At 64.8% G+C, this 25,001-nt stretch carries 20 protein-coding genes; 12 read left to right on the plus strand and 8 right to left on the minus strand.

Going from position 1 to position 25,001, the window contains the following annotated elements; all coding sequences use genetic code 11:
- Positions 1-64 precede the first annotated feature (64 nt).
- A complete protein-coding gene (locus ACN6KF_RS24980) occupies positions 65-1,567 on the plus strand; it encodes a L,D-transpeptidase family protein (protein ID WP_434959442.1) in 1,503 nt (500 codons plus the stop codon).
- Between the two features lie 85 nt (positions 1,568-1,652).
- Here ACN6KF_RS24980 and ACN6KF_RS24985 read toward each other — a convergent pair whose 3' ends face one another.
- Complete coding sequence (locus ACN6KF_RS24985) at positions 1,653-2,384, minus strand: FadR/GntR family transcriptional regulator (RefSeq protein WP_434959443.1); 732 nt, start codon at positions 2,382-2,384, stop codon at positions 1,653-1,655.
- A gap of 299 nt (positions 2,385-2,683) precedes the next feature.
- On the opposite strand from ACN6KF_RS24985, the gene ACN6KF_RS24990 reads away from it, so the two are divergent.
- Entirely contained in the window at positions 2,684-3,718 is a 1,035-nt protein-coding gene (locus ACN6KF_RS24990) for a DUF4424 family protein (protein WP_434959444.1), read from the plus strand.
- Positions 3,719-3,844: 126 nt separating this feature from the next.
- Here the strand turns inward: ACN6KF_RS24990 and ACN6KF_RS24995 are convergent, their stop codons facing one another.
- The 3 genes from ACN6KF_RS24995 to ACN6KF_RS25005 form a co-directional block, all read right to left on the minus strand.
- Positions 3,845-5,308 (minus strand): aldehyde dehydrogenase family protein, encoded by a 1,464-nt coding sequence (locus tag ACN6KF_RS24995; protein WP_434959445.1) that lies wholly within the window; start codon positions 5,306-5,308, stop codon positions 3,845-3,847.
- Between the two features lie 87 nt (positions 5,309-5,395).
- On the minus strand, positions 5,396-6,355 hold the full coding sequence (locus tag ACN6KF_RS25000) for an amidohydrolase family protein (RefSeq protein ID WP_434959446.1): 960 nt from the start codon (positions 6,353-6,355) through the stop codon (positions 5,396-5,398).
- A 112-nt stretch (positions 6,356-6,467) separates the two neighbouring features.
- Positions 6,468-7,172, minus strand: coding sequence for a cysteine hydrolase family protein (locus ACN6KF_RS25005; RefSeq protein WP_434959447.1), 705 nt, complete (start codon positions 7,170-7,172; stop codon positions 6,468-6,470).
- A 287-nt stretch (positions 7,173-7,459) separates the two neighbouring features.
- Here ACN6KF_RS25005 and proB point away from each other — a divergent pair, with 287 nt between their 5' ends.
- From proB to ACN6KF_RS25035, 6 genes are all read left to right on the plus strand, one after another.
- On the plus strand, positions 7,460-8,608 hold the full coding sequence (proB, locus tag ACN6KF_RS25010; RefSeq protein ID WP_434959448.1) for a glutamate 5-kinase: 1,149 nt from the start codon (positions 7,460-7,462) through the stop codon (positions 8,606-8,608).
- A gap of 4 nt (positions 8,609-8,612) precedes the next feature.
- Positions 8,613-9,038: a VOC family protein gene (locus tag ACN6KF_RS25015; RefSeq protein ID WP_434959449.1), complete on the plus strand. Its 426-nt coding sequence runs from the start codon at positions 8,613-8,615 to the stop codon at positions 9,036-9,038.
- Positions 9,039-9,065: 27 nt separating this feature from the next.
- Positions 9,066-9,365, plus strand: coding sequence for a hypothetical protein (locus ACN6KF_RS25020; RefSeq protein WP_434959450.1), 300 nt, complete (start codon positions 9,066-9,068; stop codon positions 9,363-9,365).
- Between the two features lie 29 nt (positions 9,366-9,394).
- Positions 9,395-10,000 (plus strand): class I SAM-dependent DNA methyltransferase, encoded by a 606-nt coding sequence (locus ACN6KF_RS25025; RefSeq protein ID WP_434959451.1) that lies wholly within the window; start codon positions 9,395-9,397, stop codon positions 9,998-10,000.
- Positions 10,001-10,067: 67 nt separating this feature from the next.
- Positions 10,068-10,961 carry a helix-turn-helix transcriptional regulator gene (locus ACN6KF_RS25030; RefSeq protein ID WP_434959452.1) on the plus strand — a complete coding sequence of 298 codons (894 nt, stop codon included), beginning with the start codon at positions 10,068-10,070 and terminating at the stop codon, positions 10,959-10,961.
- Positions 10,962-10,995: 34 nt separating this feature from the next.
- Entirely contained in the window at positions 10,996-11,535 is a 540-nt protein-coding gene (locus tag ACN6KF_RS25035; RefSeq protein ID WP_434959453.1) for a YbhB/YbcL family Raf kinase inhibitor-like protein, read from the plus strand.
- Positions 11,536-11,556: 21 nt separating this feature from the next.
- On the opposite strand, the gene ACN6KF_RS25040 is transcribed toward ACN6KF_RS25035, so the two are convergent.
- From ACN6KF_RS25040 to nhaA, 3 genes are all read right to left on the minus strand, one after another.
- The gene (locus tag ACN6KF_RS25040) at positions 11,557-12,459 is read right to left on the minus strand and encodes a DMT family transporter (RefSeq protein WP_434959454.1); all 903 of its coding nucleotides are present in this window, start codon (positions 12,457-12,459) and stop codon (positions 11,557-11,559) included.
- Between the two features lie 67 nt (positions 12,460-12,526).
- Positions 12,527-13,561, minus strand: a complete 1,035-nt coding sequence (locus tag ACN6KF_RS25045) for an aspartate-semialdehyde dehydrogenase (protein ID WP_434959455.1) — start codon at positions 13,559-13,561, stop codon at positions 12,527-12,529.
- A 101-nt stretch (positions 13,562-13,662) separates the two neighbouring features.
- The gene (gene nhaA, locus ACN6KF_RS25050; RefSeq protein ID WP_434959456.1) at positions 13,663-14,826 is read right to left on the minus strand and encodes a Na+/H+ antiporter NhaA; all 1,164 of its coding nucleotides are present in this window, start codon (positions 14,824-14,826) and stop codon (positions 13,663-13,665) included.
- Positions 14,827-15,218: 392 nt separating this feature from the next.
- Between nhaA and ACN6KF_RS25055 the strand changes: the two genes are divergently transcribed.
- The 3 genes from ACN6KF_RS25055 (at position 15,219) to ACN6KF_RS25065 (ending at position 21,338) form a co-directional block, all read left to right on the plus strand.
- Positions 15,219-16,763, plus strand: coding sequence for an OpgD/OpgG family glucan biosynthesis protein (locus tag ACN6KF_RS25055; RefSeq protein ID WP_434959457.1), 1,545 nt, complete (start codon positions 15,219-15,221; stop codon positions 16,761-16,763).
- Positions 16,764-17,132: 369 nt separating this feature from the next.
- Positions 17,133-19,916 carry a DNA translocase FtsK gene (locus ACN6KF_RS25060; RefSeq protein ID WP_434959458.1) on the plus strand — a complete coding sequence of 928 codons (2,784 nt, stop codon included), beginning with the start codon at positions 17,133-17,135 and terminating at the stop codon, positions 19,914-19,916.
- Between the two features lie 309 nt (positions 19,917-20,225).
- Entirely contained in the window at positions 20,226-21,338 is a 1,113-nt protein-coding gene (locus ACN6KF_RS25065; RefSeq protein WP_434959459.1) for a DUF4272 domain-containing protein, read from the plus strand.
- A gap of 34 nt (positions 21,339-21,372) precedes the next feature.
- On the opposite strand, the gene ACN6KF_RS25070 is transcribed toward ACN6KF_RS25065, so the two are convergent.
- Positions 21,373-21,810: an Lrp/AsnC family transcriptional regulator gene (locus ACN6KF_RS25070; RefSeq protein WP_434959460.1), complete on the minus strand. Its 438-nt coding sequence runs from the start codon at positions 21,808-21,810 to the stop codon at positions 21,373-21,375.
- Positions 21,811-21,948: 138 nt separating this feature from the next.
- Between ACN6KF_RS25070 and ACN6KF_RS25075 the strand changes: the two genes are divergently transcribed.
- Positions 21,949-24,999: an aminotransferase class III-fold pyridoxal phosphate-dependent enzyme gene (locus tag ACN6KF_RS25075; protein WP_434959461.1), complete on the plus strand. Its 3,051-nt coding sequence runs from the start codon at positions 21,949-21,951 to the stop codon at positions 24,997-24,999.
- The last annotated feature ends 2 nt before the right edge of the window (positions 25,000-25,001 follow it).

The following is a 25,001-nucleotide window of genomic DNA, read 5'->3' on the forward strand; positions in this document are numbered from 1 at the left end:
GCTGCCTATGATCCCTTTTTGTGCCGGACCTTACGTTTCGGCAACCAGCGTGGAAGTTCCTGCTATGAAGCAGCCTACCCCCCTTGTTCTGGCCGCCGTTTCCGTTTTGGCCCTGGTTCTGGCCTCGCCAGTACTGGCACAGGACGCCACCCCGCCCACGGCCGACATTCCGGTTACCGCGCCGGCGGCACCTGCTGCTCCCGAAGCTCCAGTTGTTACTCCCGAGGCACCCCAGCCCGCCAGCCCCGCTCCGGCTCCGGCCGCGCACGCTGCTCCCGAACCGGCAGCTCCCGCACCGGCGACGGCTGCGGCCCCCGATGCTGCCGCTCCCGCGGCTCCGACGGCCCCTGCTGCGGCCGACGCCGCACCCGCGGTGCCCGCCGCCACGCCCGCCAAGCCCAAGGTCGCCAAGAAGCCGGTCCCGGCCGGGCCTTCCTACGCCGCCTCGACTCCGATCAAGATTCCGGCCACGCCCTGGTCCTCGATGCCGACCTTCGATGCCGGCTCGCTTGACCGTCTCAACGGCCTGTCGCAATATTATGCTCAGATTGCCCGCAATGGCGGCTTCCCGGCCGCCCCCCCCGTCGGTCTCTCCGCCGGCGCAACGGGCAGTGCCGTGCAGGCGCTGCGCCAGCGCCTGGTGATGGAGAAGGATCTGCCGGAAACCGAGCGCGACAACCCCAAATGGGACGCTGGGCTCACCGCCGCCGTCAACCGCTTCCAGCAGCGCTACGGCCTGCAGGCCACCGGCAAGATCGACGAGCGCACCCGGGCCCAGATGGCGGTTCCCGTGCAGCACCGCCTGGTCCAGATCGGCCACAACATGGAACGCGTCGGCGCGCGCTTCATCGATTTCAACCGCCGCTATGTGGTGGTGAACATCCCGAGCGCCCAGGTCGAGGCCATCGAGAATGGCGAGGTGGCGCGCCGCTACATCGCCGTGGTCGGCCGCCCGCAGAACCCCTCGCCCGAGGTCGACGCCACCATCAGCGCCATCAATTTCAACCCGACCTGGACCGTGCCGCAATCCATCATCAAGAAGGAAATCGGCCCGCATATGGTGCGCGATCCTTCCTATCTCGCGCGCCAGAGGATGTCGGTGAGCGATGGCTCAGGCCGCACCGTCGATCCCAAGTCCATCGATTGGTCGAGCGGCAAGGCCGCCAACTACACTGTCCGGCAGGCCTATGGTGCCGGCAATTCGCTCGGCCAGCTGCGCATCCAGATGCCGAATTCGGATTCGGTCTATATGCATGACACGCCCTCCAAGCGCCTGTTCGGCTCGGTCGATCGCTTCTTCTCGCATGGCTGCGTGCGCGTGCAGGGCGTGAACGATCTCGCCGCCTGGCTGCTCGGCTCGGGCTGGGACGCCAAGCGCGTCGGCCAGGAAATCGCCACCGGAGCCCGCAAGGACCAGGCCATTCCGGACCGCGTACCGGTGCATTGGGTCTACATGACCGCCTATGTCACGCCTGACGGTACCGCCCATTTCCGCCCGGACATCTATAATCTCGACTTCGGCTCGGCCTCGCGCATCGCCGATGCCCAGGTGGTCAATCCTTACTGATCGGCCAGGTCACCGGATCAATGAAAAGACGCGACCCGCCTTCTCCTGCAGTGGAGGAGGCGGGTCGCGTCTTTTCCAGACCGTCTTACTTCTTGTCATCCACCGCGGCGCTTTCCGCGTCCATCTCGGAGCGGTCGAGTAGGGCGATCATCGCCTTGCGGGCGCCGTCGGCATCGCTGGCGAGAATAGGTTCGGCCACCGCCCGGTGCATCGGCACCGTATAGGGCAGCAGCACGTTGCCGGCGCGCGAGACCTTGAAGGACACCGCGAGCGAGGCCTCGATTGCCGGCTGGAAGGCGGCCAGCAGCATGTTGTTGGTGGCCTGCATGATGGCGCGGTGGAAGGCGAGGTCCGCGTCGATCGAAAGCTGGATGTCGGTAGCGTTGGCCATCGCCTCGAAGCTTTGGGCGATGGCGACCCGCTGCTCCGGCGAGGCACGCAAAGCGGCGAGGGCCGCCGCCTCCGGCTCGATCATGCGGCGCAGCTCGAACAGGTCCTTGACGAAGCTCTTGGTGGCGCCGCCTGAGGTCTGCCAGACCAGCACGTCGACATCGAGCCGGTTCCAATTGGCGTGGGGCTGCACGATGGTGCCACGGCGCGGGGTGGAGGAGAGCAGGCCCTTGCCGGCCAGGAGCTTGATGGCCTCGCGCAGCGAGGCGCGGGAGACGTCGAGTTCGCGCGAGAGGTCGGCCTCCGTCGGCAGCGCCATGCCAACCGCCCATTCTCCGGCAACGATGCGCTGGCCGATCAGCGCGGCCGCCTGGCTGTGGCGGGTTTGTGTTGCACCGGAGCGAGAGCGGCTTGCGCTGCGTGCCATCGACGACCCCTTGTTTTGTTCGAAACAGACTTTGACCGATTTGTCGGTATCATTATCCGCCGAAGCCCGACGTTTCATGTTCCCCGATCTATTTGTTGCATTCCTCCTACCATACAGCCAAGCCCTAAGATTGCTCCGCTGAGCTTAGCCACAAGATAGAGTCGCAAAGATTAGAAAGACTGTGATCACGATTACCGGGCGTAAACAGTCCGTGGCGCGGTGAGGTGACGTTGTGTCCGGTGTAGTGACGCCTATATGCTCGCCGCGCTTGTTTGATATTATTGCCGAAGGAGTCGACCGTGCCCCGTTTCATTCCGGCCATTGCCGTTCTTGCCGCCCTGCTGGCTTCGCCTGCGCGGGCCGACGACACCATGGCCTCCCTCGATGCGGGCGGGCTGGTGCTCACCAAGACCGACAAGATCGCTCTGGTCTCGGAAGATCTCTACCTCTCGATCAAGGCGGTGAAGATCTCCTATCGCTTCCGCAATCTCACCAATGCCGACTACGAAGCCCTGGTGGCCTTTCCGATGCCGGACATTTCCGGGCAAGGACCGGCCGGCATCACCGACATTCCAGATCCCAGCAGCGACAATTTCCTGAAATTCACCACCAAGGTCGACGGCAAGGCGGTCGACTCCCAGGTGGAGCAGCGCGTCTTCCTGCTGGGATCGGAGGGCAAACCCGAGGTCGAAGTCACCGACAGGCTGAAGGCACTCAAGCTTCCGCTGCTGCCGACCGTGGAAGCGACCGAGAAGGCCATCAACGCCCTCAGCGAAGCCGACCGCAAGGCGCTCGTCGATGCCGGTATCGTCTATCAGGACAGCTACAATGACGACAAGGGCGAACGTCAGGTCTATTATCCGTCCTGGACTCTGCGCTCGAAATTCTGGCGCAAGCAGGTGTTCCCGGCCGGCAAGGACGTGATCGTCCAGCAGGACTACGTGCCCAGCCATGGCGGCGTGTCGTCCCTGGTATTCGGCTCGCCCGATCTCGATGCCGAGCAGCGAAAGTCCTACCAGAAGGATTTCTGCACCGATGCGGCTTTCACCAAGGCGGCGGCAGCGCTGCGCAAGCGCGCCTTGGCCGACGAGGGCAAGACCTTCGCCAGCTATGAGCAATATCTGGCCTATGTCATCACCTCGGGCGGCAACTGGGCCGGCCCGATCGGCGATTTTCGCTTGGTGGTCGACAAGGGCGATCCCAAGACGCTGGTGTCCTTCTGCGGCGAAGGCGTGAAGAAGATCGGCCCGACCACGTTCGAGATGGTGGTGAAGAATTACGTGCCCAAGACCGACATCAAGGTGCTGCTCCTGGTGAGCGAAGAGCACAAATGAGGTGATATCGCCAAGCGAGGCGCCGGCTACGATCACCTTACCAAGCTTGACCCTTTCCTCTCTATATGCGGGGAGAGGGTAAAGACAGGGTGTCGCAACCATCGGACCGGGCTCGGGCAGGCCGTTTCAGGTGGTCGTGGCGTAGTTGTAGGCGATTTGCTTGATTTCGGTGAAATCGTCGATAGCGCCGACTCCACCCAGCCGTCCAAGGCCGCTGGCCTTGAAGCCACCTTCCTCGAATTCGACGACATGATTGGCCCAGTTGTTGATCGATACGAGCCCGGCATCGAGCTTGCGCGAAACACGGAACAACCTGTCCGCATTGCTGCTCCAGACGCAGGCGCTCAGGCCGAATTCGGTGTCGTTGGCAAGCTCGATGGCCTCTTCTTCGCTATCGAAAAGCTGGAGCGTCTGCACTGGCCCGAATACTTCCATCTGCACGATCTCGAGCCTGGAATTGGGAACCTCGAGAAGGCAGGGGCGATAGAACGCGCCCTTGGCGAGCGGCCCATCGGCGACGGGGCCGCCTCTCAGGATGACCTTTGCGCCCGCGGCGATCGCCTCCTTGACGATCCTGTCAACGCGTGAAACCGAGGCCTTGTCGATCAACGGGCCCATGTCGCTCGAGGCGCTGGCGGCGGGGCCCAGCCTTACCGCCTCGAGGCTGCGGGCCAGCTTGTCGCGTAGCTGGTCGGCAATGTTGCGCTGGACCAGAATCCGGCTGCCGGTCATGCAGAACTGTCCGGCGAACACCGTCGACGACTTGGTGAGGATGGGCAGGAGCCTGTCGAGATCGACATCGTCGAAGATGAGGTGCGGCGTCTTGCCCCCAAGCTCCAGATTGATCCGCTTCAAGCTCGCCGAAGCCGTCTGGGCGATGGCTCGGCCCGTATGGGTGCTCCCGGTATAGCTGATGGCGCGGACCTTGGCGGATTCCACCAGAAGCTTCGCGCCCGCCGCTCCCGACTCGATGAAGATATTGACGCTGCCTTGGGGAAGGTCCGGTATCGACGCCAGGATGTCAGCCATGAGGGCGGCGGTCTGTGCCGCCTTGTGGGGCATCTTCACGACCGCTGTGCACCCGGCCGCCAAAGCTGGCCCCAGGGCGCGGATGGCGAGATAGGCGGGTGAATTCCACGGGATGATCAGCCCTGCCACGCCGATCGGCTGACGCAGGCTGACGACGCTTCTGCCCGGGCTCGGGTCCAGCGCCCTGCCGAAGCTCTGGGTCGCCAGGCCGGCCACGAAGCGCAGGGCCCGCACGATCAGTTCCGCCTCGAATGTTGCCTCGGCCCTGACCTTGCCGTTTTCCAGGCAGAGGGTGTCGATCACCTCGTCGAGCCGCGCGGCATAGGCATCGGCCAAGTGAGACAAGGCCGCGGCGCGCCGGTTGGGATCGCCTGTCCAGGTCTGGTCGCCAAGTGCTTTTTCCGCAGCCCGGATGGCCGCCTCCGCCTCCTCCAGCCCACCGTCCAGATAGGTGCCGATGACATCGCCCGTTGCCGGGTCGATGCTCTCGGCCTCCGAGCCAGTCGCAACCCACTCGCCGTCAATCCAATGTCGCGCCGGGGTGCGGAAATGTCCGTTCATAATGATTGCTCCAAATGAGGTTCAATATATTTCGAGTGGAAGTGCGGGCGTCGGCGTATCGCCGCACGCCCCGACGAGGGCGCCGCGTCACGATGCCTTTTCGGGGGGCCCGAACTTTGGAAACAGCAGGCGCGCCGAGCCATGCAGGACGGCCTCCCGTTCGGACGGCCCCAGCAGCGGCGAACCAGAGACGCCGGCAAGGCACAGTTCGGCTGCGGCCATGCCCGCCCATGGGAGGTCGGAACCGAACAGCAGTTGCGTAGGCTCCACCAGGGCAAGCAAGGCCGCGAGGGGTTCGGGTGCCGCCGTGAAGGCCGTTTCGTAATAGAAATGGCTGAGATAATGCCGAACCGGATGGGCAAGCTCGATACGGGAATTGCGCTGCCCGATGTCGAGGCGGGAGGAGAGGAAGGGTATCGCCCCGCCGCCATGGGCCAGGATGATGGGAATACCGGGATATCGGTCGAGCGTGCCGCTGTAGATGAGATGCATGACGGCCCGGGTCGTGTTCACCGCAAATTCGAGAATCCAGGGCTGATAGGACAGGGGCGCGTCATAGTCCGGCTTGGTCGGGTGGATGAAGAGCGGAAGCCGCCGGCGTGAAAGTTCGGCAAGGAGCGGCTCGAAGTGCCGGTCGCCTAGATAGAGGTCATCGTAATTGGTCAGGATCGCTACGCCGTCGAGACGGAGTTCGTCGATGGCATAGCGAAGCTCGGCAAGGGCATCGCCGATGGCTGGCAGCGGCAGTACCGCCAGGCCCCGCACGCGCCCGTTCATTTCGGCGACGAGCGAGGCGAGATATTCGTTGGACTGCCGGATGTGTTCTCGCCGGAAGCCTTCATCCCCTATTGCAACGCCGGGCCCGGCAAAGGAGAGCATGCTTGCGGCAATGGCGTGCTCGTCCATTTGCGCCAGCATTATTTCGGGCGTCCACCGCAGGGCCGGGTCGGCGAGCGATTGTCCGCCGAGCTGGGCAACGCCAATCCGCGCCAGATTGGCAAGATACCATTCCGGCAGCGGATGCCGGTGGATGTCGATTATCCGCATCCCCCCGTCGACGGGCAATGGTGCCTGGCTCAAAATCCGGGAGCTCGCCATATCGGATGATCCACTCATGTTGCAAAGCAAGGCCGGGAACCGACCGGGTCTTCAGGCTCGCTCAGCGTGCGCCGCTGAGCTGCCGAAGCAGGTCGGACGACTGCGAAACCCAGCCGAACCGGGTCGCGATCACCGTCTGGGACGCAGCATGAAATTCTTCGCCGAGGGCTTCACCCATGCAATCGGCCAGCAATACGGAGGTATAATCCCTGAAACTTGCATCCCGGAGCGTGGATTCCACGCAGACGCTCGTGGTCGTTCCTGTAAGGAAGAGCGTGTCGACGCCGAGCGCTCTCAATTGTTCGTCGAGGTCAGTGGCATAGAATCCGCTGAAACGGTTCTTGTAGACAATGAGGTCGGTAGGCTCGGGCTTCAATTCGTCCACGACCTTGGTATTCCAGGTGTTGCGGATGTGAATCCTTCCCTTCGATCCGTCCGGGGCAATGATCTCCTTGCCGATATTGAGATCCTTGTTCAGCAGCCAGTTCCTGCTGCGCGGGCCGCCGGCATCGGACAGGTCGGGTAGAAAACCATGGACGAGATAGACGACATGCATTCCGGCGCGCCTGGCTCCGGCCAGCAGCCTTGCGATGGGGGGAATGGTGTCGCGTGCCAAGCCGATGTCATGGCCGGCCAGATCGAACATGCCGCCCTTGCTGCAGAAGTCATTCTGCATGTCGACGACGATGACGGCGCTTTTCGTCGGGTCGAAGGAAATCGGCGCCGGTGTTGCGTCGAGATGAACCGTGGAACCGGTAGCGGACATTTGCAGGGTACCTTTTGATGTTTGCCCGCCGCGAGGCGGGTTATCCTGCGGGATATCTAGCTACGGCCCGCGGGAGCGCGGAAGGTCGGCCGGTCGAACACGGTGTTCGCGCAGATAAGACAGTGGTCTGGCTATGCTGCGCACGGGAGAGGGCGTTCCCACGCCTGCCTGTTCGTCCGCTGCATCGTGTTTGCGCTTGTCGAACGGCGATTGCCGCATTAGGCCGTGTTATCAGGCATGGTGGCGTTGCCACCGCGCCTCCCGCCACGCTTCAGCTCCGTCCCGCCATGCCCGAACTCAGTTCCTTCCGTCGCATCGTCGTCAAGATCGGTTCCTCCCTGCTGGTCGACCAGGCCAAGGGGAAGTTGCGCCGCGAATGGCTGGCGTCCCTGGTGGCCGATCTCGCCCGCCACACTGAGCGCGGTGCTCAGGTGATCGTGGTGTCCTCGGGCGCCATCGCGCTGGGGCGCACGCTGCTGCAACTGCCGAAAGGGCCGCTCGCGCTGGAATCGAGCCAGGCAGCGGCAGCGGTCGGCCAGGTCGGCCTGGCGCAGGCCTGGGCCGAGACCCTGGGGGCGCAAGGCCTGACAGCAGCCCAGATCCTGGTCACGCTCGGCGATACCGAGGAGCGCAAGCGCTATCTCAACGCTCGCCGCACCATCGACAAGCTCCTGGAGATGCATTGCGTGCCTGTGGTGAACGAGAACGACACCGTCGCCACCACCGAGATCCGCTATGGAGACAATGACAGGCTGGCCGCCCGGGTGGCCACCATGGCGGGGGCAGACTGCCTGGTGCTGCTCTCCGACATCGATGGCCTCTATACCGCGCCGCCACATCTGGACCCCGCCGCCACCCTGATCCCGGTGGTGCAGCGCATCACTGCTGCGATCGAGGGCGTGGCTGGGGATGCCGGCTCCGAGCTCTCGCGCGGGGGCATGCGCACCAAGGTGGAAGCGGCCAAGATCGCCGTGGGCGGCGGCACCACCATGGTGATCGCTTCGGGCAAGGTTGATTCGCCCCTGCTGCGCATCGAGGAAGGCGGGCCCTGCACCTGGTTCCTGACACCCTCCAATCCCGTTACCGCTCGCAAGAAATGGATCGCCGGCCATCTCGAACCGCGCGGCACGCTGCATGTGGATGCCGGCGCCGCCAAGGCGCTGCGGGGCGGCGCAAGCCTGCTGCCGGCCGGGGTGAAGCGGGTGGAAGGCACCTTCTCGCAGGGCGATGCCGTGATCATTCGCGATCCCTCCGGCGCCGAAGTCGGCCGCGGCCTGGTGGCCTACGATATCGGCGAAGCCGCCCAGATCGCCGGCAAGAAGAGCCGCAGCATCGAGGACATCCTCGGCTGGGCCGGCCCGAGCGAGATGATCCATCGCGACGACATGGCGCTGTTCAGCCGCTTTGAGGACCTCAGCACCGTGACGGTGGAGTAGGGCGGTGATCTCGCACACCTTCCTCGGCGTCCGTGATTTCGACACGGCCTTCCGCTTCTACGAGGCGGTGCTCGGGGAACTCGGACTGGTGCTGCGCTTTCGCGAGGACGAACCTCCCAATCAACGCTCCAATCAACGCTCTTGGGCAGGCTGGATCAGGCCGGGCGCCTCGCGCCCGATCTTCCTGATCGGGCGGCCCTTCGATGGGCAGGCGCCGGCGCCTGGTAACGGTCCGATGATCGCGCTGCTGGCTCCCGATCGGCCGGCGGTTGAGCGGGCCTGGCAAGCAGCCCTTAACCATGGCGGCACGAGCGAGGGTGCACCCGGGCTGCGGCCCGAGTATCATGTCCATTATTACGGTGCCTATTTCCGCGATCTCGACGGCAACAAGCTCTGCGTATGCTGCCACGACGCCGTTGTGGAAGAATAGGCCTCTCACCTCGTTCAAGGACAGTTCATGCTCCGTCTCTGCACGCTTTTCGCCCCCCTGGCCATGCTGGGCGCCTGTTCCACGACGCCGCCAAAGGTGGAGACGGTCACGCGCGGGCTGGAGCGGCCTCTCGTGGCCTGCCGCACCCAGCAGCATGTCGGCACGCTGCATGCCTCCGGGGAGAAGTTCCAGCGCGAGTTCGACAACCACATGGCCGATGGCCGTTGCCGCCGCTTCACGGCTGGGCAGAAGGTGCGCGACCGCACCAAGACCAGCTTCGTCGACCCGGGCAACGGCGTGCGCTACTATATCTACCAGGGCGGCTGAGGCTGCCGTCTGCGCCATCAGGCAAAACAATGGGCGGCCCCGCAGACCAGGTCGTGAGCCTTTATGAAGCCCATGCCGGCGCCTGGGACGAATTGCGGCGCCGCAATTTTCCCGAAATCGCCTGGCTCGATCGCTTTCTGGCGCTTCTGCCTGCCGAGAGAGCTTCGGTCCTCGATATCGGCTGTGGAGCCGGTGAACCGATCGCCCGCCATTGTATCGAACGGGGGCATCGGGTCACCGGCCTGGATGCCGCTCCGTCCCTGGTCGAACTCTGCAAGGCGCGCTTCCCGGCCCATGATTGGCTGGTTGGGGACATGCGAACATTGGCGCTCGGGCGGACTTTCGACGGCATCATCGCCTGGAACAGCTTTTTCCATCTGCCTCCGGAAGACCAGCGGGGCATGTTCCCGATCTTCCGCCGCCATGCGAATCCGAAGGCGGCGCTGATCTTCACCAGCGGCACCGGGCATGGCGAGGCAATCGGTGCCTTCCAGGGCGCGCCGCTCTATCACGGCAGCCTGGACCCGGGAGACTATCGCGGGCTGCTGGAGACCAATGGCTTTGATATCGTCTCACATATGGTGGAGGATCCCGATTGCGGCGGGTCGACAATCTGGTTCGCCCGGCTCGCCTGAACCGGTATTTAGCTTTTGAAGCCATATTCCCGGATGGCCGCCGCTGCTTTGATACGGGGCGAGAAGCGTGAGCAACATCGACACCTCCCAGGACGATCTGGCGCTGGGTCGGACGATCCGTTCGCGGTCCGGCATCGGCAGCGTGGCGGAGGTCGTGCAGCATGCCTCTCTCTTATGCCGCAGGCTCGCCTCCGACGGTCCCGGTCTGGTGCTGGTCGAGAGCGGCCGCAAGATCATCCGCAGCGGTGATGTGGAGCTGACGGCATCCGTCGGCCAGGTGGTGCTCGTGCCGGATGGCTGCGACTTCGACGTGATCAACGAGCCGGCCGCCGATGGCCCCTATCGCGCCCTTGCCCTGAATTTCGCTCCCGGTCTCGCTCGTGAATTCCAGGCCGGCGGCGCACCGCCCCTCCGCAGGATTGAGGTTCTCACTGATTCGCCGGCCGCGTTCCGGCTGGCCTGTGACGTAGCCATCCGGGCCATCGCGGATCGGGATGCCTTGCCTGAGCCGGTGGCTGCTGCCCGTGTCCGCGAGATACTGCTCTGGCTCGACGGCTTCGGCTATCGCTTCGAGCAGCCTGGCGGCGACGATCTCGTGGTGCGTCTGCGCCGGATGCTGGTGGCCGAGCCTGCCCGTTCATGGCGCGCGGCCCCTGTCGCCGCTTCGATCGGCATGAGCGAGCCGAGCCTGCGCCGCCATCTCGCGGAACGAGGCACCAGCTTCACCGACCTGCTCATCGATGTCCGCATGACGGCGGCGCTCTATCTGCTGCAGTCGACAGACCAGCCGGTCACGCAGATTGCCCTCGATGTCGGCTATGAGTCGGCGTCGCGCTTTTCCGTGCGGTTTCGCAATCGCTTTGGTTTTGCGCCCAGTGAGATCAGGGGGCATCATCGCGACTTTGAGCGAAACAGCACGAAATTTGAGCTGGACGGCGCTGCCGCGATCATAGCGGGATGACAGGATGGCTTCCCTGAACGAAGGAAGCTTGATCATGAAACACATCCTGGCCGGCGCCTTGGCGCTGGGACTGGCCGCGACCCAGCCGGCCTCAGCTTTTGAACTGACCAGCACCGACATTGGCGAGGGCGCTACCCTCACCAAGGCACAGGTGTCCAATGTCTTTGGCTGTTCGGGCGGAAACGTCTCGCCCGCCTTGAGCTGGAAGGATCCGCCTGAAGGCACCAAGAGCTATGCGGTGACGCTCTACGATCCCGACGCGCCGACGGGGTCGGGCTGGTGGCACTGGATCGTGTTCGACATCCCGGCCTCGGCGACATCCCTGCAGTCTGGCGCTGGGGATGGCAAGTCGCTGCCGTCGGGCGCCGTGCAGGGGCGCAATGATGCGGGCATGCCCGCCTTCATGGGGGCCTGCCCGCCGCCGGGCCCGGCACATCGTTATGTCCTGACGATCACCGCGCTGAAAGTGGCCAAGCTCGATCTGCCCGCCACTGCCAGTGGCGCCATGATCGGCTTCATGGTCCACGCCAATGCCCTGGCCTCGGCCACGCTCACGGCGACCTATGGGCAGTAGAGGGAGCGAGGCGCGGCCCTCTTATCCCTTGTTGGCTACCGCCACGCCGAGCGCTGCGATGGCGAGGCCGGCGATCTGGAGGGGCGTGAGCGCCTCTGAGAACATGCCCCAGGCCATCAAGGCGGAGACGCCGGGCACGAGGTAGAGCAGGGCCGCGACCTGGGCGACTGCGCCGCGCTTGATCAGTAGCATCAGGAGCAGGATGGCGCCGATCGACATGCCGAAGACGGACCAGATCAGGCCCGTCCAGGCGGCGGCGGAGGTCCAGTCGAAATGACCGCTCTCGGTCAGCAGGCCACCGATGACGATCGGCACCATGGCGCCGGCATATTGCACGGCGGTGTTGGTGGCGAGATCGGCCCCGCGCCCGCGGCGTTTCTGCCAGATGGTACCGAGCGTGATCGCCACCATGCCGAGGGTGCAGACGGCGAGCGGCAGGAGCGGAATGCCGCCGTCGCCACCAGCCCCGAGCTTGGGAACCAGGGTCAGTCCCGCGCCGACAGCACCGATGACGATGCCGAGCGCGCGCCTGCCCGAGACTTCTTCCCCAAGCAAGGGCTTGGACAGCAGGCCGGTGAGCAGCGGCTGCAGGCCGGCGATGAGGGCCGATATGCCCGAGGGCAAGCCGTGCGACACCGACCAGAACACGCCGCCGAGATAGAGGCCATGGATCAGGAAACCAGCGACGAGGGCATCCAGCCAGGCCCGGCCGCTCTGGGGCCAGGAGGCACCGCTCCACAACGCATAGAGGCCGAGCAGCAAGCCCGCCGCCACGAAGCGCAGACCGAGAAAGGTCAGGGGCTCGGCGTGTGGCGCTACCAGTCGTGCCGTGACGAAGCCTGTCGACCATAGGGGTACGAACAGGGCCGCCAGCACGGAGGAGGGCAAAGCGGGGCGGTGAGCGGCGGAATCGGCGCTGGACATGATCGCTCTCGAAAAAACAAAAGCCGCCGCCCGGTTGCCCGAACGGCGGCTTTCAAACCTCAGACCTTCAGGCCGCCTTCTTCTTGGCCCGGAGCAGCTTGCGGTTGATTAGCACCTCGGCGATCTGGATCGCGTTGAGCGCGGCACCCTTGCGCAGATTGTCGGAGACCACCCACATGTCCAGGCCGTTCTCCACCGTGATGTCCTCGCGGATGCGCGAGATATAGGTGGCATCCTCGCCGGAAGCCTCGTAGGGCGTGATGTATCCGCCAGGCTCTCGCTTGTCGATCACCAGGCAGCCCGGCGCCGAACGCAGGATGTCGCGGGCTTCGTCGGCCGTCACCGGCTTCTCGAACTCGATGTTCACGGCTTCCGAATGGGAGATGAACACTGGCACGCGCACGCAGGTCGCGGTCAGCTTGATCTTGGGGTCGAGGATCTTCTTGGTCTCGGCCACCATCTTCCACTCTTCCTTCGTGTACCCGTCCTCCATGAAGACATCGATATGCGGGATCACGTTGAAGGCGATGCGCTTGGGGAACTTCTTGGTTTCGATCGCACCGTTGACATAAATAGCCTTGGTCTGGGCGAAGAGCTCGTCGAGACCCTCCTTGCCCGCGCCGGAGACCGACTGGTAGGTGGCGACGACGACGCGCTTGATACCGAAGCGATCATGCAGGGGCTTCAGCGCCACCACGAGCTGGGCGGTGGAGCAGTTGGGATTGGCGATGATGTTCTTCTTGGTAAAGCCGACGATGGCGTCGGCATTCACTTCCGGAACGATCAGCGGCACGTCGGCGTCGTAGCGCCAGGCTGAGGAGTTGTCGATGACGACGCAGCCCTGCGCGCCGATCTTCGGCGACCATTCCTTGGAGACGTCGCCGCCGGCCGACATCAGGGCGATGTCGGTATCGGAGAAGTCATAGGTCGCAAGGTCCCGCGTTTTCAGCGTTTTGTCGCCATACGAAACTTCCGTGCCCAGGCTGCGGCGCGAAGCCAGTGCAACCACCTCATCGGCGGGGAATGCCCGCTCGGCCAGAATGTTCAGCATTTCGCGGCCCACATTGCCTGTGGCGCCCACGACGGCGACCTTGTAACCCACTGTCTTAAGTCCTTCTCCGTGAATTGTCGGATGTACAACCGATCCCATATGGGGACGGCGCGCTGGAATATCATTGTGCGCCGCCGCATGCAATTGAACGTTTAATGTTCCGGCTTGGTCGTTCGCAGCAAGATTGCGCCAAACACGGCCGAGAGGATCGAGCCCAGCAGCACGCCGATCTTGGTTTCGTCGAGCAGGGTGGGCGCATTGGCGTAGGCGAGGCCACCGATGAACAGGCTCATGGTGAAACCGATGCCGCAGAGCAGTGCCACGCCATAGAGATGGCGCCAATTGGCGTTGGCCGGCAGTTCGGCCCAGTTCATCCGGATGGCGAAGGCTGCGAAGAGGAAGACGCCGATCTGCTTGCCGACGAACAGACCGAGCGTGACACCGAGGGTGACCGGATCGGCGAGACTGCCGAGTGACAGGCCGCCGAGGGCGACACCGGCATTGGCGAAGCCGAAGATCGGTACGATCAGATAGGTCACCCAGGGGTGCAATCCGTGCTCGAGTTTGTGCAGCGGGGTGTGGTCGTGTTCATGCCCGCCCTTGCGGCGCAGGGGAATGGTGAAGGCCAGGGCCACGCCGGCCAAGGTGGCGTGCACGCCCGACAGATAGGTCAACACCCACAACACGGCGCCGAGCGCAAGATAGGCGGGCAGGAAGGTGACGCCGCGCCGGTTCATGATGGCAAGCACGACCAAGATTGCGAATGCGCCGTTGAGCATCCAGATGTTGAGCGAGGCGGTATAGAACACCGCGATGATCACCACCGCGCCGAGGTCGTCGATGATGGCCAGCGCGGTCAGGAAGATCTTCAGCGAGGCCGGCACGCGCGGGCCGAGCAAAGCGAGCACGCCGAGGGCGAAGGCAATGTCGGTGGCCGAGGGGATGGCCCAGCCCTGCAGCGTGCCTTCGGCCCGCCAGTTGACCGCCACGAAGATCAGGGCCGGCACCATCATGCCGCCGATCGCCGCGATGCCCGGCAGGGCCCGTCGCGGCCAGCTCGATAATTGGCCGTCCAGCACTTCGCGTTTGATCTCCAGCCCGACCAGCAGGAAGAACAGCGCCATCAGTCCGTCATTGATCCAGTGCAGCAGGCTGAGGCCGCCGACATAGCGATGGAGCGTGTGGAAATAGGCTTCGCCCAGCGGTGAATTGGCCACGATCAAGGCAAGCGCCGCCACCGCCATCAGGATGATGCCGCCGGCCGCCTCGGTGGCGAGGAAGCTCCTGAGAAAGGATGGGCGGCGGGTCTGAGGCATGAATCAGGGTCCTTACAGTTCGGGAAACCCGTCTCAGGCTGCGCATTTCCCAGGAATCGTCGGAGTATCCTGAAAGGGTAGAAAAAACCCGCCGCAATTGACAGCGTTTTCGGGAGGGTTCGGTGTGACGGTCTTCAGACCGGCATTTGCAAATCGTATATCCCGCACAGGGCGTCCATTGGTGCGCGCGATGCCGGTCCAAAGACCGGCCCACTGCATTTCTATGCCCTATTCGGCGAAGAATGCCTGCGATCCTTAGGGAACAGCACCCCCGCCGCGTCATTTTTGCAACAAAATCCAGCCATTTTGGCAGGGCCCAATTCCTGCAACGTGAAATTGCAGCCGTGACTGTCTTCATCGATGTTTCGGCCTTGAAATGGGAATGCTTTGAAATGGACCTCACCAGACGTGCCACCCTGCAACTGGCCGGAACGGCCTGTGCGAGCCTGGCGAGCGGATGGGGCAGCGCCCTGGCGGCGACGGATGCCTTTGGCCCGGAGACGGTGATCGCCAAGGCGAGGGAGTTGGCGGGCAAGCCCTATGTCGGCCCGGGCGAAGCCCTGCCGGAGAGCTTGAAGGGGCTGAGCTATGACGATTTCCGCCGCATCAATTTTCGCACCGACCGCACCCTGCTGCGGGATGGTGGCTCGAATTTTGGCCTGCAGCTGTTCCATCGCGGCAGCATCTTCAAGCATCAGGCCCGCGTGAATCTGGTGGCCAATGGCGTGATCACGCCCTTGTTCTATTCGCCCGATCTGTTCGATTTCGGCGACAGGGGGCCACCCCAGGGGCTGCCGACCTCGCTGGGCTTTGCGGGCATCCGCCTGCTTTATCCGCTCAATCACAGCGGCAAGATGGATGAACTCGCCGCCTTCCTGGGCGCCAGCTATTTCCGCTTCCTCGGCAAGGGCCAGCATTACGGTCTGTCTGCACGCGGTCTTTCGCTGGGTTCGGGCGGACCGGGGGAAGAATTTCCCGATTTCGTCGAATTCTGGGTCGAGACTCCGGCAGCGGGGCAGGGCAGCATCGCCGTGCATGCCCTGCTGGACGGCCCCTCCGTCACCGGCGCCTATCGCTTCACCTTCGAACCGGGTACCGGCGACGACGTTGCGGTGCAGGCCACGCTCTTCGCACGCAAGGACCTCAAGGAGATGGGCCTGGCGCCGCTGACCTCAATGTTCCTTTATGGCGAGAATACCCTGAATCGCCCGCGGGATTTCCGCCCCGAAGTGCATGATTCCGATGGCCTGGCCATCCAGTCCGAGGGCGGGGAATGGTTGTGGCGCCCGCTGCGCAATCCCACGCGCAATTCCGTCGCCAATTTCTTTTCCAAGGACATCAAGGGCTTCGGCCTGATCCAGCGTGACCGCGCCTTCGGCAACTATCAGGATCTCGAGGCCCTCTACGACAAGCGCCCCGGCTATTGGGTCGAGATGAAGAACCGGCTCGGGCAGGGGCGCGTGGTGCTGGTGGAACTGCATTCGAACGCCGAGACCGACGACAATGTCGTGGCTTCCTGGGTGCCTGATATCCAGCCCAAGGCCGGCAGCGAGACGCAGATTTCCTATGTTATCCATGCCGTCTCGAGCCCGCTGCACCAGGGCGGCCAGGTCTACGCCACGTTCGAGACCCACAATGCCGCCGCCACCACGGTCGGCAAGCCCAACGTCACCCGCTTCCTGATCGATTTCGTCGGCGACCGGCTTGGAGATGTCGCCCTCGACGTCAGCAAGGTCGAACTGGTGATCTGGGGCTCCAGCGGCACGGTGTCGAACCCGGTGGTGGTGGCCAATCCCGCCATCAACGGCGTACGCGCCAGCTTCGATGCCGAGCCGCCGCCCGGCGAAGATATCGACCTGCGCGCCTTCCTGCGTCTGGGCTCGGAGACGCTGACGGAAACCTGGACCTACCGGCTCGATTCGGCGCAGCCTGTGTGATGGAGTGGAGCGCGGACGCGCTGCGCGGGTGAAGAAGAGGCGGACAAGATGTCCGCGCTCCGAGGGGCACCAAATTTACGCCGTATAAACCATCCCCGTAACTTCCGGCTCCGTTGGGGGAAGGGGAGGCTCATGTCCCGGGTGCGCGGACGTCTCATCCGCCTCTTGGAAACGCTGCACATGGTAGGAAAACGGCACAAAAAGACCGCCGCCCAACCGCGAATAGGCGCTGCCTTGCCATAAACCGGCCCTTAACCCACCTTGCCTAGCGTGAGCCTGGGCTAGTGGTGTTGCGTTCCCGTCAGATTTCCGTGAGGACATCTCGATCCGATCCGGATTGCCGCACCTTGCAACTTTGAGGTTACGGCAATGCGGACCATGCGACGCGGCTTTGCACAAAGCTACGCTCTTCCCGACGAACTGAAGAGCATGCTGACGCGCAGGCTGAACGAACTGCTCGGCATGGCGCTGATCGGCCTGTCGGGTCTGGCCGCGATCGCGCTGGCGACCTGGTCGGTGCAGGATGCCAGCTACAACCATGTCGGCGGCGCCCTGCCGATCCGCAACTGGCTCGGCTTTTCCGGTGCCGTCACCGCCGATTTCCTCACCCAGATGTTCGGCATTGCCTCGATCGCGCTACTGGCACCGATCGCCTTCCTTGGCTGGCGCCTGCTGGCGCACAAGGCCTTCGATTCCCAGCGCATGCGTCTGATCTGTCTGGTGGGGGGCGTTCTTTTGGCGGCCGGCTTTTTTTCGGGCCTGCCGGTCACCTCGCGCTGGCCGTTGCCCACGGGCCTGGGTGGCGCCGTCGGCGACTGGGTGTTCTATCTGTTCACGCCGCTGTTCTTCGCTGGCAAGTCGGTGATCGGCCAGGCCGTGCTGACGCTGGCGCTCGGCTTGGGGGCCTTCTTCACCCTGGCCATCGCCGCCGGCTTCTTCTTCCAATATCGCGAAGAAGAGCGTCCGGCGCCGGAAATGCCGATGCGCATCCGCGGCCAGCCGCGCCGCATGAGCGAGGAGGAGGACGAGGACGACGAGCGTTCCGCCGTGCTCGGCGCCCTGATGCATTGGGGCCTGATGGCCAAGAGCGCGCTCTTCCGCAAGCGCGTCAAGGTCACGCCCAGCCGGATCGACCGCCAGCGTCTGGATCGCAATGGTCGCGAGCCGCCGATGTACCGCCCCGGCGGCATCTCCGACCTTTTCGCGCGTGTGAAGGCCGCGGCCCATCTGATCGCCCGTCCCGTCTCCGCGCAGGCCGAACCCGAGCCCGCGCGCCGCGAGCCGGCCTTTATGCCTCGCACTGCCCCGCGCGCCGATGCCAGGCGCCCGCATGAGGCTGTTTCGCTTGATGGCGAGGAATTGCCCGAGGCGATCGATCAATATTCCGGCAACCAGCCGAACTATCGGCCCTATGACGACGACGACGATCTGCCGCCGTTGCAGCCGCAGCGCCGGCCCCTGATCAGCGCCGAGGAAGCCGCGCGCCGGATCGAGCCCGCGATCACCACGACGCGGGTAGCGCAGCCGAGCGCGGCGGTGAAGCCGGGCAAGCGCCTGATGCGCGAGAGCGAGCCCGACTTTCCTTTCGAGCATCGCTACGAACTGCCGCCGCTATCCCTGCTGAGCGAGCCGCGCAAGCAGAGCGGCGTCGGCGTCTCCCAGGAAGCGTTGGAGCAGAATGCCCGCCTGCTCGAGGGCGTGCTGGAGGATTTCGGCGTACGCGGCGAAATCATCAATGTGCGCCCCGGGCCGGTGGTGACGCTCTATGAGCTCGAGCCCGCCGCCGGCATCAAGGCTGCGCGCGTGATCGGCCTCGCCGACGACATTGCCCGCTCGATGTCGGCGCTGTCGGCCCGCGTCGCCGTGGTGCCTGGCCGCAACGTCATCGGCATCGAGCTGCCCAATTCAAAGCGCGAAATGGTGTATTTCCGTGAGCTTCTGGCCTCGGAAGACTTCGAGAGGTCGAAGTTCAAGCTGGCGCTGGCGCTGGGCAAGACCATCGGCGGCGAGCCGGTGATGGCTCAGCTCGAGAAGATGCCCCATCTGCTGGTGGCCGGCACCACCGGCTCGGGCAAGTCGGTCGCCATCAACACCATGATCCTGTCGCTGCTCTACCGGCTGAAGCCGGAGGAGTGCCGCATGATCATGGTTGATCCCAAGATGCTCGAACTCTCCATCTATGACGGCATCCCCCATCTGCTGGCGCCCGTCGTCACCGACATGAAGAAGGTGGTGCTCGCGCTCAAATGGGCAGTGCGCGAGATGGAAGAGCGCTACAAGAAGATGGCCAAGCTCGGCGTGCGCAACATCGACGGCTATAATCAGCGTGCCGCCGAGGCCAAGGCCAAGGGCGAGACGGTGCTGCGCACGGTGCAGACCGGCTTCGACAAGGAGACGGGCCAGGCCCTTTACGAACAGGAGGAGATGGACCTCTCGCCGGTGCCCTATATCGTCATCATCGTCGACGAAATGGCCGACCTGATGATCCAGGAGGGCAAGAACGTCGAAGGGTCGATCCAGCGTTTGGCCCAGATGGCGCGCGCCGCCGGCATCCATCTGATCATGGCGACGCAGCGCCCGTCGGTCGACGTCATCACCGGCACGATCAAGGCCAACTTCCCCACCCGCATCTCCTTCCAGCTCGCCAGCAAGATCGACAGCCGCACCATCATAAGCGAGCAGGGCGCCGAGCAGCTCCTCGGCCAGGGAGACATGCTGCACATGGCCGGCGGCGGCCGTATCTCGCGCGTGCACGGCCCCTTCGTCTCCGACGAGGAGGTGGAGAAGGTAGTCACCCATCTCAAGGCCCAGGGCCGGCCTGACTATCTCGACTCCGTCACCGCCGACGAGGACGATTCAGGCGACGACGATGCCGCCGACGGTGCCGTGTTCGACAAGACCGCGATGGGTGCCGAAGAGGGCGGCGATCTCTACGACCAGGCGCTCAAGGTGGTGATGCGCGACAAGAAGTGCTCGACCTCCTACATCCAGCGCCGCCTGCAGATCGGCTACAACCGCGCCGCCTCGCTGGTGGAACGCATGGAGAAGGAAGGCATCGTCGGCCCGGCCAACCACGCCGGCAAGCGCGAGATCCTGGTCTACAGCCGTGACGTGCGGAACGGCGAGGAGGAAGCCGGGGAGGAAGAGGAATAGGAAGCCGGTGCACGGGTATCACGGCGACCGGATTGCATGTGGCGAAGCCCGTTCCTCCGATCCGCAACGCAGCGATTCCAGGAACGGGCACGATGCCCGTACACCGGGAGGGATGGCGCGACCAGCCTTATTCGTTTCGGCTGACAGGCCTGAAATCGCAAGCCCCCCAGAGGAGGCTAGCCACCAGATCGAACGGCGCCCTGTATCCCGGGGAACCTGCGCATGGCGCAATCGCCAAATCCTGCTTGACCTAAGTCGATTGGCCTGCTGCCGTCGCGATATGACATTCGACGGCGGGAGGCGCGGCGGTTGGGCATTCTTTCTCGGATTTTCGGGCGCGGCGCGGCAAAACCCGCCATGGAGGTTGAGGCGGAGGCGGATGACGAACCTTGGCTCGTCAATGCCTATGCCACTTTGCGCGAATTGCCGCCGCTCGACTTTCCGCATCAGCTGATCAACCGGCGCGACCTGTCCGATCCCGAGATGGCCGGCCATCTCGAAGGTTTTGCCGGCTATGTCCTCGGCCGCGGCGACGGCAGGATGACGGCGCTACGCTATCACCTGTGGCGCCATATCCAGCGTGTGCGCAACCAGGCGAGCTTCACCGTTGCCGATGACGACTTGCCGGCGATGGGGAACTGGGCGCGTCGGGCCAATGCCGTGCTGTTCCTGCCCGACGGCTCGGTGTGTACACCCGAAATGGATGTTCTGATGGCGGCCGATGGCGACGCCGATGTAAATGCTGCCTTGCCCTATCCACCCGATGCGTTGGAGCGTCGGGCACGCACGCTTGCGGCACTGGATGGCTTTACCCCCAAGCCCCCCGGCGGCATGCCGCCCGCTCTCGGCGTTGGGGAATATGCGCAGCGGCCGGCGAGCGAGGTTCTGGAACGCGCCCTTGCCTTGGTCTGCGTGGCGATACAGGGCGAGTCGGTCGGCGCCGGCCAGGGGAGCTTGCTGGCCCAGTTGCGTGAGCGCAATCCCGCCGGCATCGCGGCACTGACCCCAAAGGAAACGGCCTTCATCAAGGCTGCCGAGCCCGACCGTGAGGCGGCCATGGCCATGAGCTGGCGCTACGAGGCCCTCAACGTGCTGGCCTGGGCCCTGTCGCTCGAGGGCGCGGAACTTGGCCCGGCCGACCGGCCGGCTGATGCCGCTGCCCTGTCGCAAACGATGCTGGAGGCGGCGCATGACGATGCCCTACCTGGACGTGCCAGCCTGCGGCCGGCCGAAGCGATACTCGAGGCACTCGATCTGACTTGGCGCCAGCACTGGATCGTCAGGCAGGCCCAGCAGAGCGGCACCGCCGTGGCGGGCCTCAACGCCGACATCGTGATGGAACGCCATTTCGCCCTCAATTGGCTGACCGGCTTTCATAATCCGCCCGGTACGGCCTGGGACGATACGGATACGCCCACCTGAGGGGAAGGGATGCCCGGGCACCCGGAAAACGCCGTCACCCCGTCCTGTCGATGTCGCGCCGCAGCACGATCGCGGTGGTGAGGTCGTCGACCTCCTCGAGCAAGGCGACGCTGTCGCGGATGGTGTTGAGGCGGCCGATCGAGGGGGCCTCGACCTCGACGACGAGGTCGAGCTGGCCGCCGATCGAGGAGACGCGCCTGACCTCCGGATAGGCGGCGAGCTGGTCGAGCACGCGGGGGGCGGGGGTTCGCACCAGGTTGATCATCAGGAAGGCGCCGACCGTGCCCTCGTCGAGCGAGCCGACATCGGCGCGGTAGCCGCGGATGATGCCGGCCTTTTCCAGCATCAGCACGCGCTCGCTGGTGGCGCTGCGTGACAGCCCGATGCGGCCCGCCAGGGTTTTCAGCGGAATCTTGGCATCGCGCGTCAGGATGCTGAGAATGGCGCGGTCTTTGTCGTCGAGATCCTTCATCGCGGCCTTTCATAGCCGCCGACGGTTTGCCGGTCAAAGCCGGCAAACGTCCGGTCGAACCGGCCGATAAACGGATGCCTCGCCGGGCGGTCCGGGTGAAGCTTGGCGCCATCGTAGCCTCGCCGAAAAGCTGTTTCCATGACCGATCTCACTCATCCCGCGCCGTCCCTGTCTCCAGCCGAGGCGCAAGCGATCGCGCGGGACATTTTTGGCGTCGAGGGAGACATCAGCCCTCTCGCCAGCGAGCGCGACCAGAATTTCCGCATCGTCGTGCCGGGCGAGCCGGGCTTCGTGCTCAAGATCGTCAATGCGAGCGAGCCGCAGGAGCAGAGCGACTTCCAGACCGCCCTGCTCGAGCATCTCGCCGAGCATGCGCCGGGTCTCTCCGTGCCTCGGCTCAAGCGCACGCGTGACGGAAAAGCCCTCGCCGAAATTGAGGCTGAAGGTGGTCCGTTCCGGGCGCGCATGGTGCATTGGCAGCTCGGCGAGCCGCTTGCCAAGGCGGAGCGTACGCTCGAGACCCTCGCCGATCTCGGCCGCGTGCTCGGTGAGCTCGACCGCGCCATGCAGGGCTTCATCCATCCTGGCGCGCTCCGGACCTTCGAGTGGGACATCCGTACGGCGGGCCAGTCGCGCCAGCGCCTCGATTTCGTCACCGATCCTGAAAAGCGGGCCCTGCTGACCCGCTTCCTCGACCGTTTCGACGCGAAGGTGGCGCCGAGCCTGCCGGCCCTGCGCGCCGCCGTCATCCACAACGACGCCAATGACTGGAACGTGCTTGTCGATGCAGATGGCTCGGGCCGCGTCGCCGGGTTGATCGATTTCGGTGATGCCCTGCATTCCCTGCTGATCGCGGAAGTCGCCGTCGCCTGCGCCTATTCGATCCTCGATCTTCCCGATCCGATCGGGGCCGCCGCCGCCATCGTCGCCGGCTTCCACGGCGCCTATCCGTTGCAGGAGCAGGAGATCGACGTCCTCTTCGACCTGATCGCCATGCGCCTCGCCACCAGTGTGACGATGTCGGCCCAGCGTCACGACAAGGTCGCGGACAATCCCTATCTCACCGTCAGCGAAGCCCCGGCCTGGGCGCTGCTGCAGCGGCTCGATGCCATCAACCCGGTCTTCGCGACCGCGATCCTGCGCCAGGCCTGCGGCTTTGATGCCGTGCCGGGCTCCAGGGCCGCGATCGGCTGGATCCGCGCCGAGGCCAAGCGCTTCCGCTCCGTCCTGTCGCAGCATCCGGCCCGGATGCGTAAGGGGCTGGTGCCTTATGGCGACCCGGCCAATCCCATGACCGTGGCCTCGGCGGCCGAAGAGCCGGGGAAGGCGACAGCCTGGTGGGATGCACATTGCCAGAGCGAGGGCATCGATCTCGGCATCGGTCCCTGGGGCGAAGAACGCACCGTCTACACCAGCCCGATGTTCGAATCCCGCCTGATAGCGGGCACGCGGCGCACGCGCCATCTCGGCCTCGATCTCTTCCTGCCTGCCGCCACCAAGCTGTTCACGCCCCTCGCCGCGACGGTGAAGGAAGTCGTGATCGAGACCGAGGCGCTCGGCTATGGCTGTCTGATCAAGCTCGAACATCGGCCGGAGGGCTGCCCGCCCTTCGTCAGCCTCTGGGGTCATCTGGCCCATGAGGCGGTCGGGCGCCTCGAGCCGGGCGACCGCCTGGAAGCCGGCGACCTCGTCGGTGAAATGGGTGCACCGAGCGAGAATGGCGGCTGGGCGCCGCATCTGCACCTGCAGCTTTCAACCGCGACCGGTCTCACGGCCACCGAGATCCTCGGCGTCGGCGAAGCGCCCTATCTGCCTGTATGGGCCGAGCTTTTCCCCGATCCGGCCGATTTCGCCGGCGTACCGCCCGAGACCTTCCACCAGAGCGGCCGCAGCCGCGAGGCGATCGTGGCCGAGCGCAAGCGCGGGCTGCTGCCCAACCTCTCGATCTCTTATCAGGAGCCGATCAAGTTCGTGCGCGGCGAGGGCGTTTGGCTGATCGACGATCGCGGCCGAGCCTATCTCGACTGCTTCAACAATGTCTGCCATCTCGGCCACGCCCATCCCGAGGTGGTGGAGGCTCTGGCGCGGCAGGCTGGAATCCTCAACACCAATACGCGCTATCTGCACGACAACATCGTTGCTTATGCCGAAAGGCTCACCGCCACCTTGCCCGGCGACCTGACGGTGGCGAGCTTTGCCTGCACCGGCAGCGAGGCCAACAGCCTGATGCTGCGCATGGCCCGCACCCATACCGGCCGGGACGAGGCGATCGTGCTGGACTGGGCCTATCATGGGACCACCCAGGCCCTGATCGACCTCAGCCCCTACAAGTACAAGCGCAAGGGCGGCGAGGGCCGCAAGGCGCATGTCTTCGAGGCGGCCATCCCCGACAGCTATCGTGCCCCGGCGGACTGGCCGGTGGAGGAGATCGCCAGCCGCTATGCGCAGAGCGTGGCCGAGCAGATCGATGAGATGAAGCGGCAGGGCAAGGCGCCCGGCCTGTTCATGGCCGAGTCCATCCCCAGCGTCGCCGGCCAGGTCTTCCTGCCGGAGGGCTATCTGAAGCAGGTCTACGCCATGGTGCGGGCGGCCGGAGGCCTGTGCGTCGCCGACGAGGTGCAGGTCGGCTTCGGGCGCGTCGGCAGCCATTGGTGGGCCTTCGAGCTGCAGGACGTGGTGCCCGACATCGTCACCATGGGTAAGCCGATCGGCAACGGCCACCCAATGGCCGCTGTGGTGACGACCAAGGACGTCGCCGCCTCCTTCAACAACGGCATGGAATATTTCAACACCTTCGGCGGCAATCCGGTTTCCTGTGCTGTCGGTCTTGCCGTGCTCGACGTGATCGAGCGTGAGGATCTGCGCGCCAATGCGCTCGGGATGGGCGACTATCTCCTGGCCCGTTTCCGCAAACTGCAGGAGCGGTACGAGATCATCGGCGACGTGCGCGGGCAGGGGCTCTTCCTCGGCATCGAGCTGGTCACCGACCGCAAAACCAAGGAGCCGGCGACCGAATTCGCACGGGCTGTCAACAACGGCGCGCGCCGGCGCGGCGTGCTGATGGGCACCGAGGGGCCGCATGACAACGTCCTCAAGCTGCGCCCGCCAATGATCTTCGCCAAGGCCGATGCCGATCTGCTCATGGAGGTCCTGGAAGAGACCTTCGAGGAGGTAGCGGCGCGGAGATAGGG

The sequence above is a fragment of the Labrys methylaminiphilus subsp. lupini genome, assembly GCF_051161885.1.
In the GTDB taxonomy this organism is placed as follows: domain Bacteria; phylum Pseudomonadota; class Alphaproteobacteria; order Rhizobiales; family Labraceae; genus Labrys.

Excerpts from the sequence above, each read along its gene's own strand:
- ACN6KF_RS24980 (WP_434959442.1), top strand. The coding sequence starts at position 65 with ATGAAGCAGCCTACCCCCCTTGTTCTGGCCGCCGTTTCCGTTTTGGCC.
- ACN6KF_RS24985 (WP_434959443.1), bottom strand. The coding sequence starts at position 2,384 with ATGGCACGCAGCGCAAGCCGCTCTCGCTCCGGTGCAACACAAACCCGC.
- ACN6KF_RS24995 (WP_434959445.1), bottom strand. The coding sequence starts at position 5,308 with ATGAACGGACATTTCCGCACCCCGGCGCGACATTGGATTGACGGCGAG.
- ACN6KF_RS25000 (WP_434959446.1), bottom strand. The coding sequence starts at position 6,355 with ATGCGGATAATCGACATCCACCGGCATCCGCTGCCGGAATGGTATCTT.
- ACN6KF_RS25005 (WP_434959447.1), bottom strand. The coding sequence starts at position 7,172 with ATGTCCGCTACCGGTTCCACGGTTCATCTCGACGCAACACCGGCGCCG.
- proB (WP_434959448.1), top strand. The coding sequence starts at position 7,460 with ATGCCCGAACTCAGTTCCTTCCGTCGCATCGTCGTCAAGATCGGTTCC.
- ACN6KF_RS25020 (WP_434959450.1), top strand. The coding sequence starts at position 9,066 with ATGCTCCGTCTCTGCACGCTTTTCGCCCCCCTGGCCATGCTGGGCGCC.
- ACN6KF_RS25025 (WP_434959451.1), top strand. The coding sequence starts at position 9,395 with ATGGGCGGCCCCGCAGACCAGGTCGTGAGCCTTTATGAAGCCCATGCC.
- ACN6KF_RS25035 (WP_434959453.1), top strand. The coding sequence starts at position 10,996 with ATGAAACACATCCTGGCCGGCGCCTTGGCGCTGGGACTGGCCGCGACC.
- ACN6KF_RS25040 (WP_434959454.1), bottom strand. The coding sequence starts at position 12,459 with ATGTCCAGCGCCGATTCCGCCGCTCACCGCCCCGCTTTGCCCTCCTCC.
- nhaA (WP_434959456.1), bottom strand. The coding sequence starts at position 14,826 with ATGCCTCAGACCCGCCGCCCATCCTTTCTCAGGAGCTTCCTCGCCACC.
- ACN6KF_RS25055 (WP_434959457.1), top strand. The coding sequence starts at position 15,219 with ATGGACCTCACCAGACGTGCCACCCTGCAACTGGCCGGAACGGCCTGT.
- ACN6KF_RS25060 (WP_434959458.1), top strand. The coding sequence starts at position 17,133 with ATGCGGACCATGCGACGCGGCTTTGCACAAAGCTACGCTCTTCCCGAC.
- ACN6KF_RS25070 (WP_434959460.1), bottom strand. The coding sequence starts at position 21,810 with ATGAAGGATCTCGACGACAAAGACCGCGCCATTCTCAGCATCCTGACG.
- ACN6KF_RS25075 (WP_434959461.1), top strand. The coding sequence starts at position 21,949 with ATGACCGATCTCACTCATCCCGCGCCGTCCCTGTCTCCAGCCGAGGCG.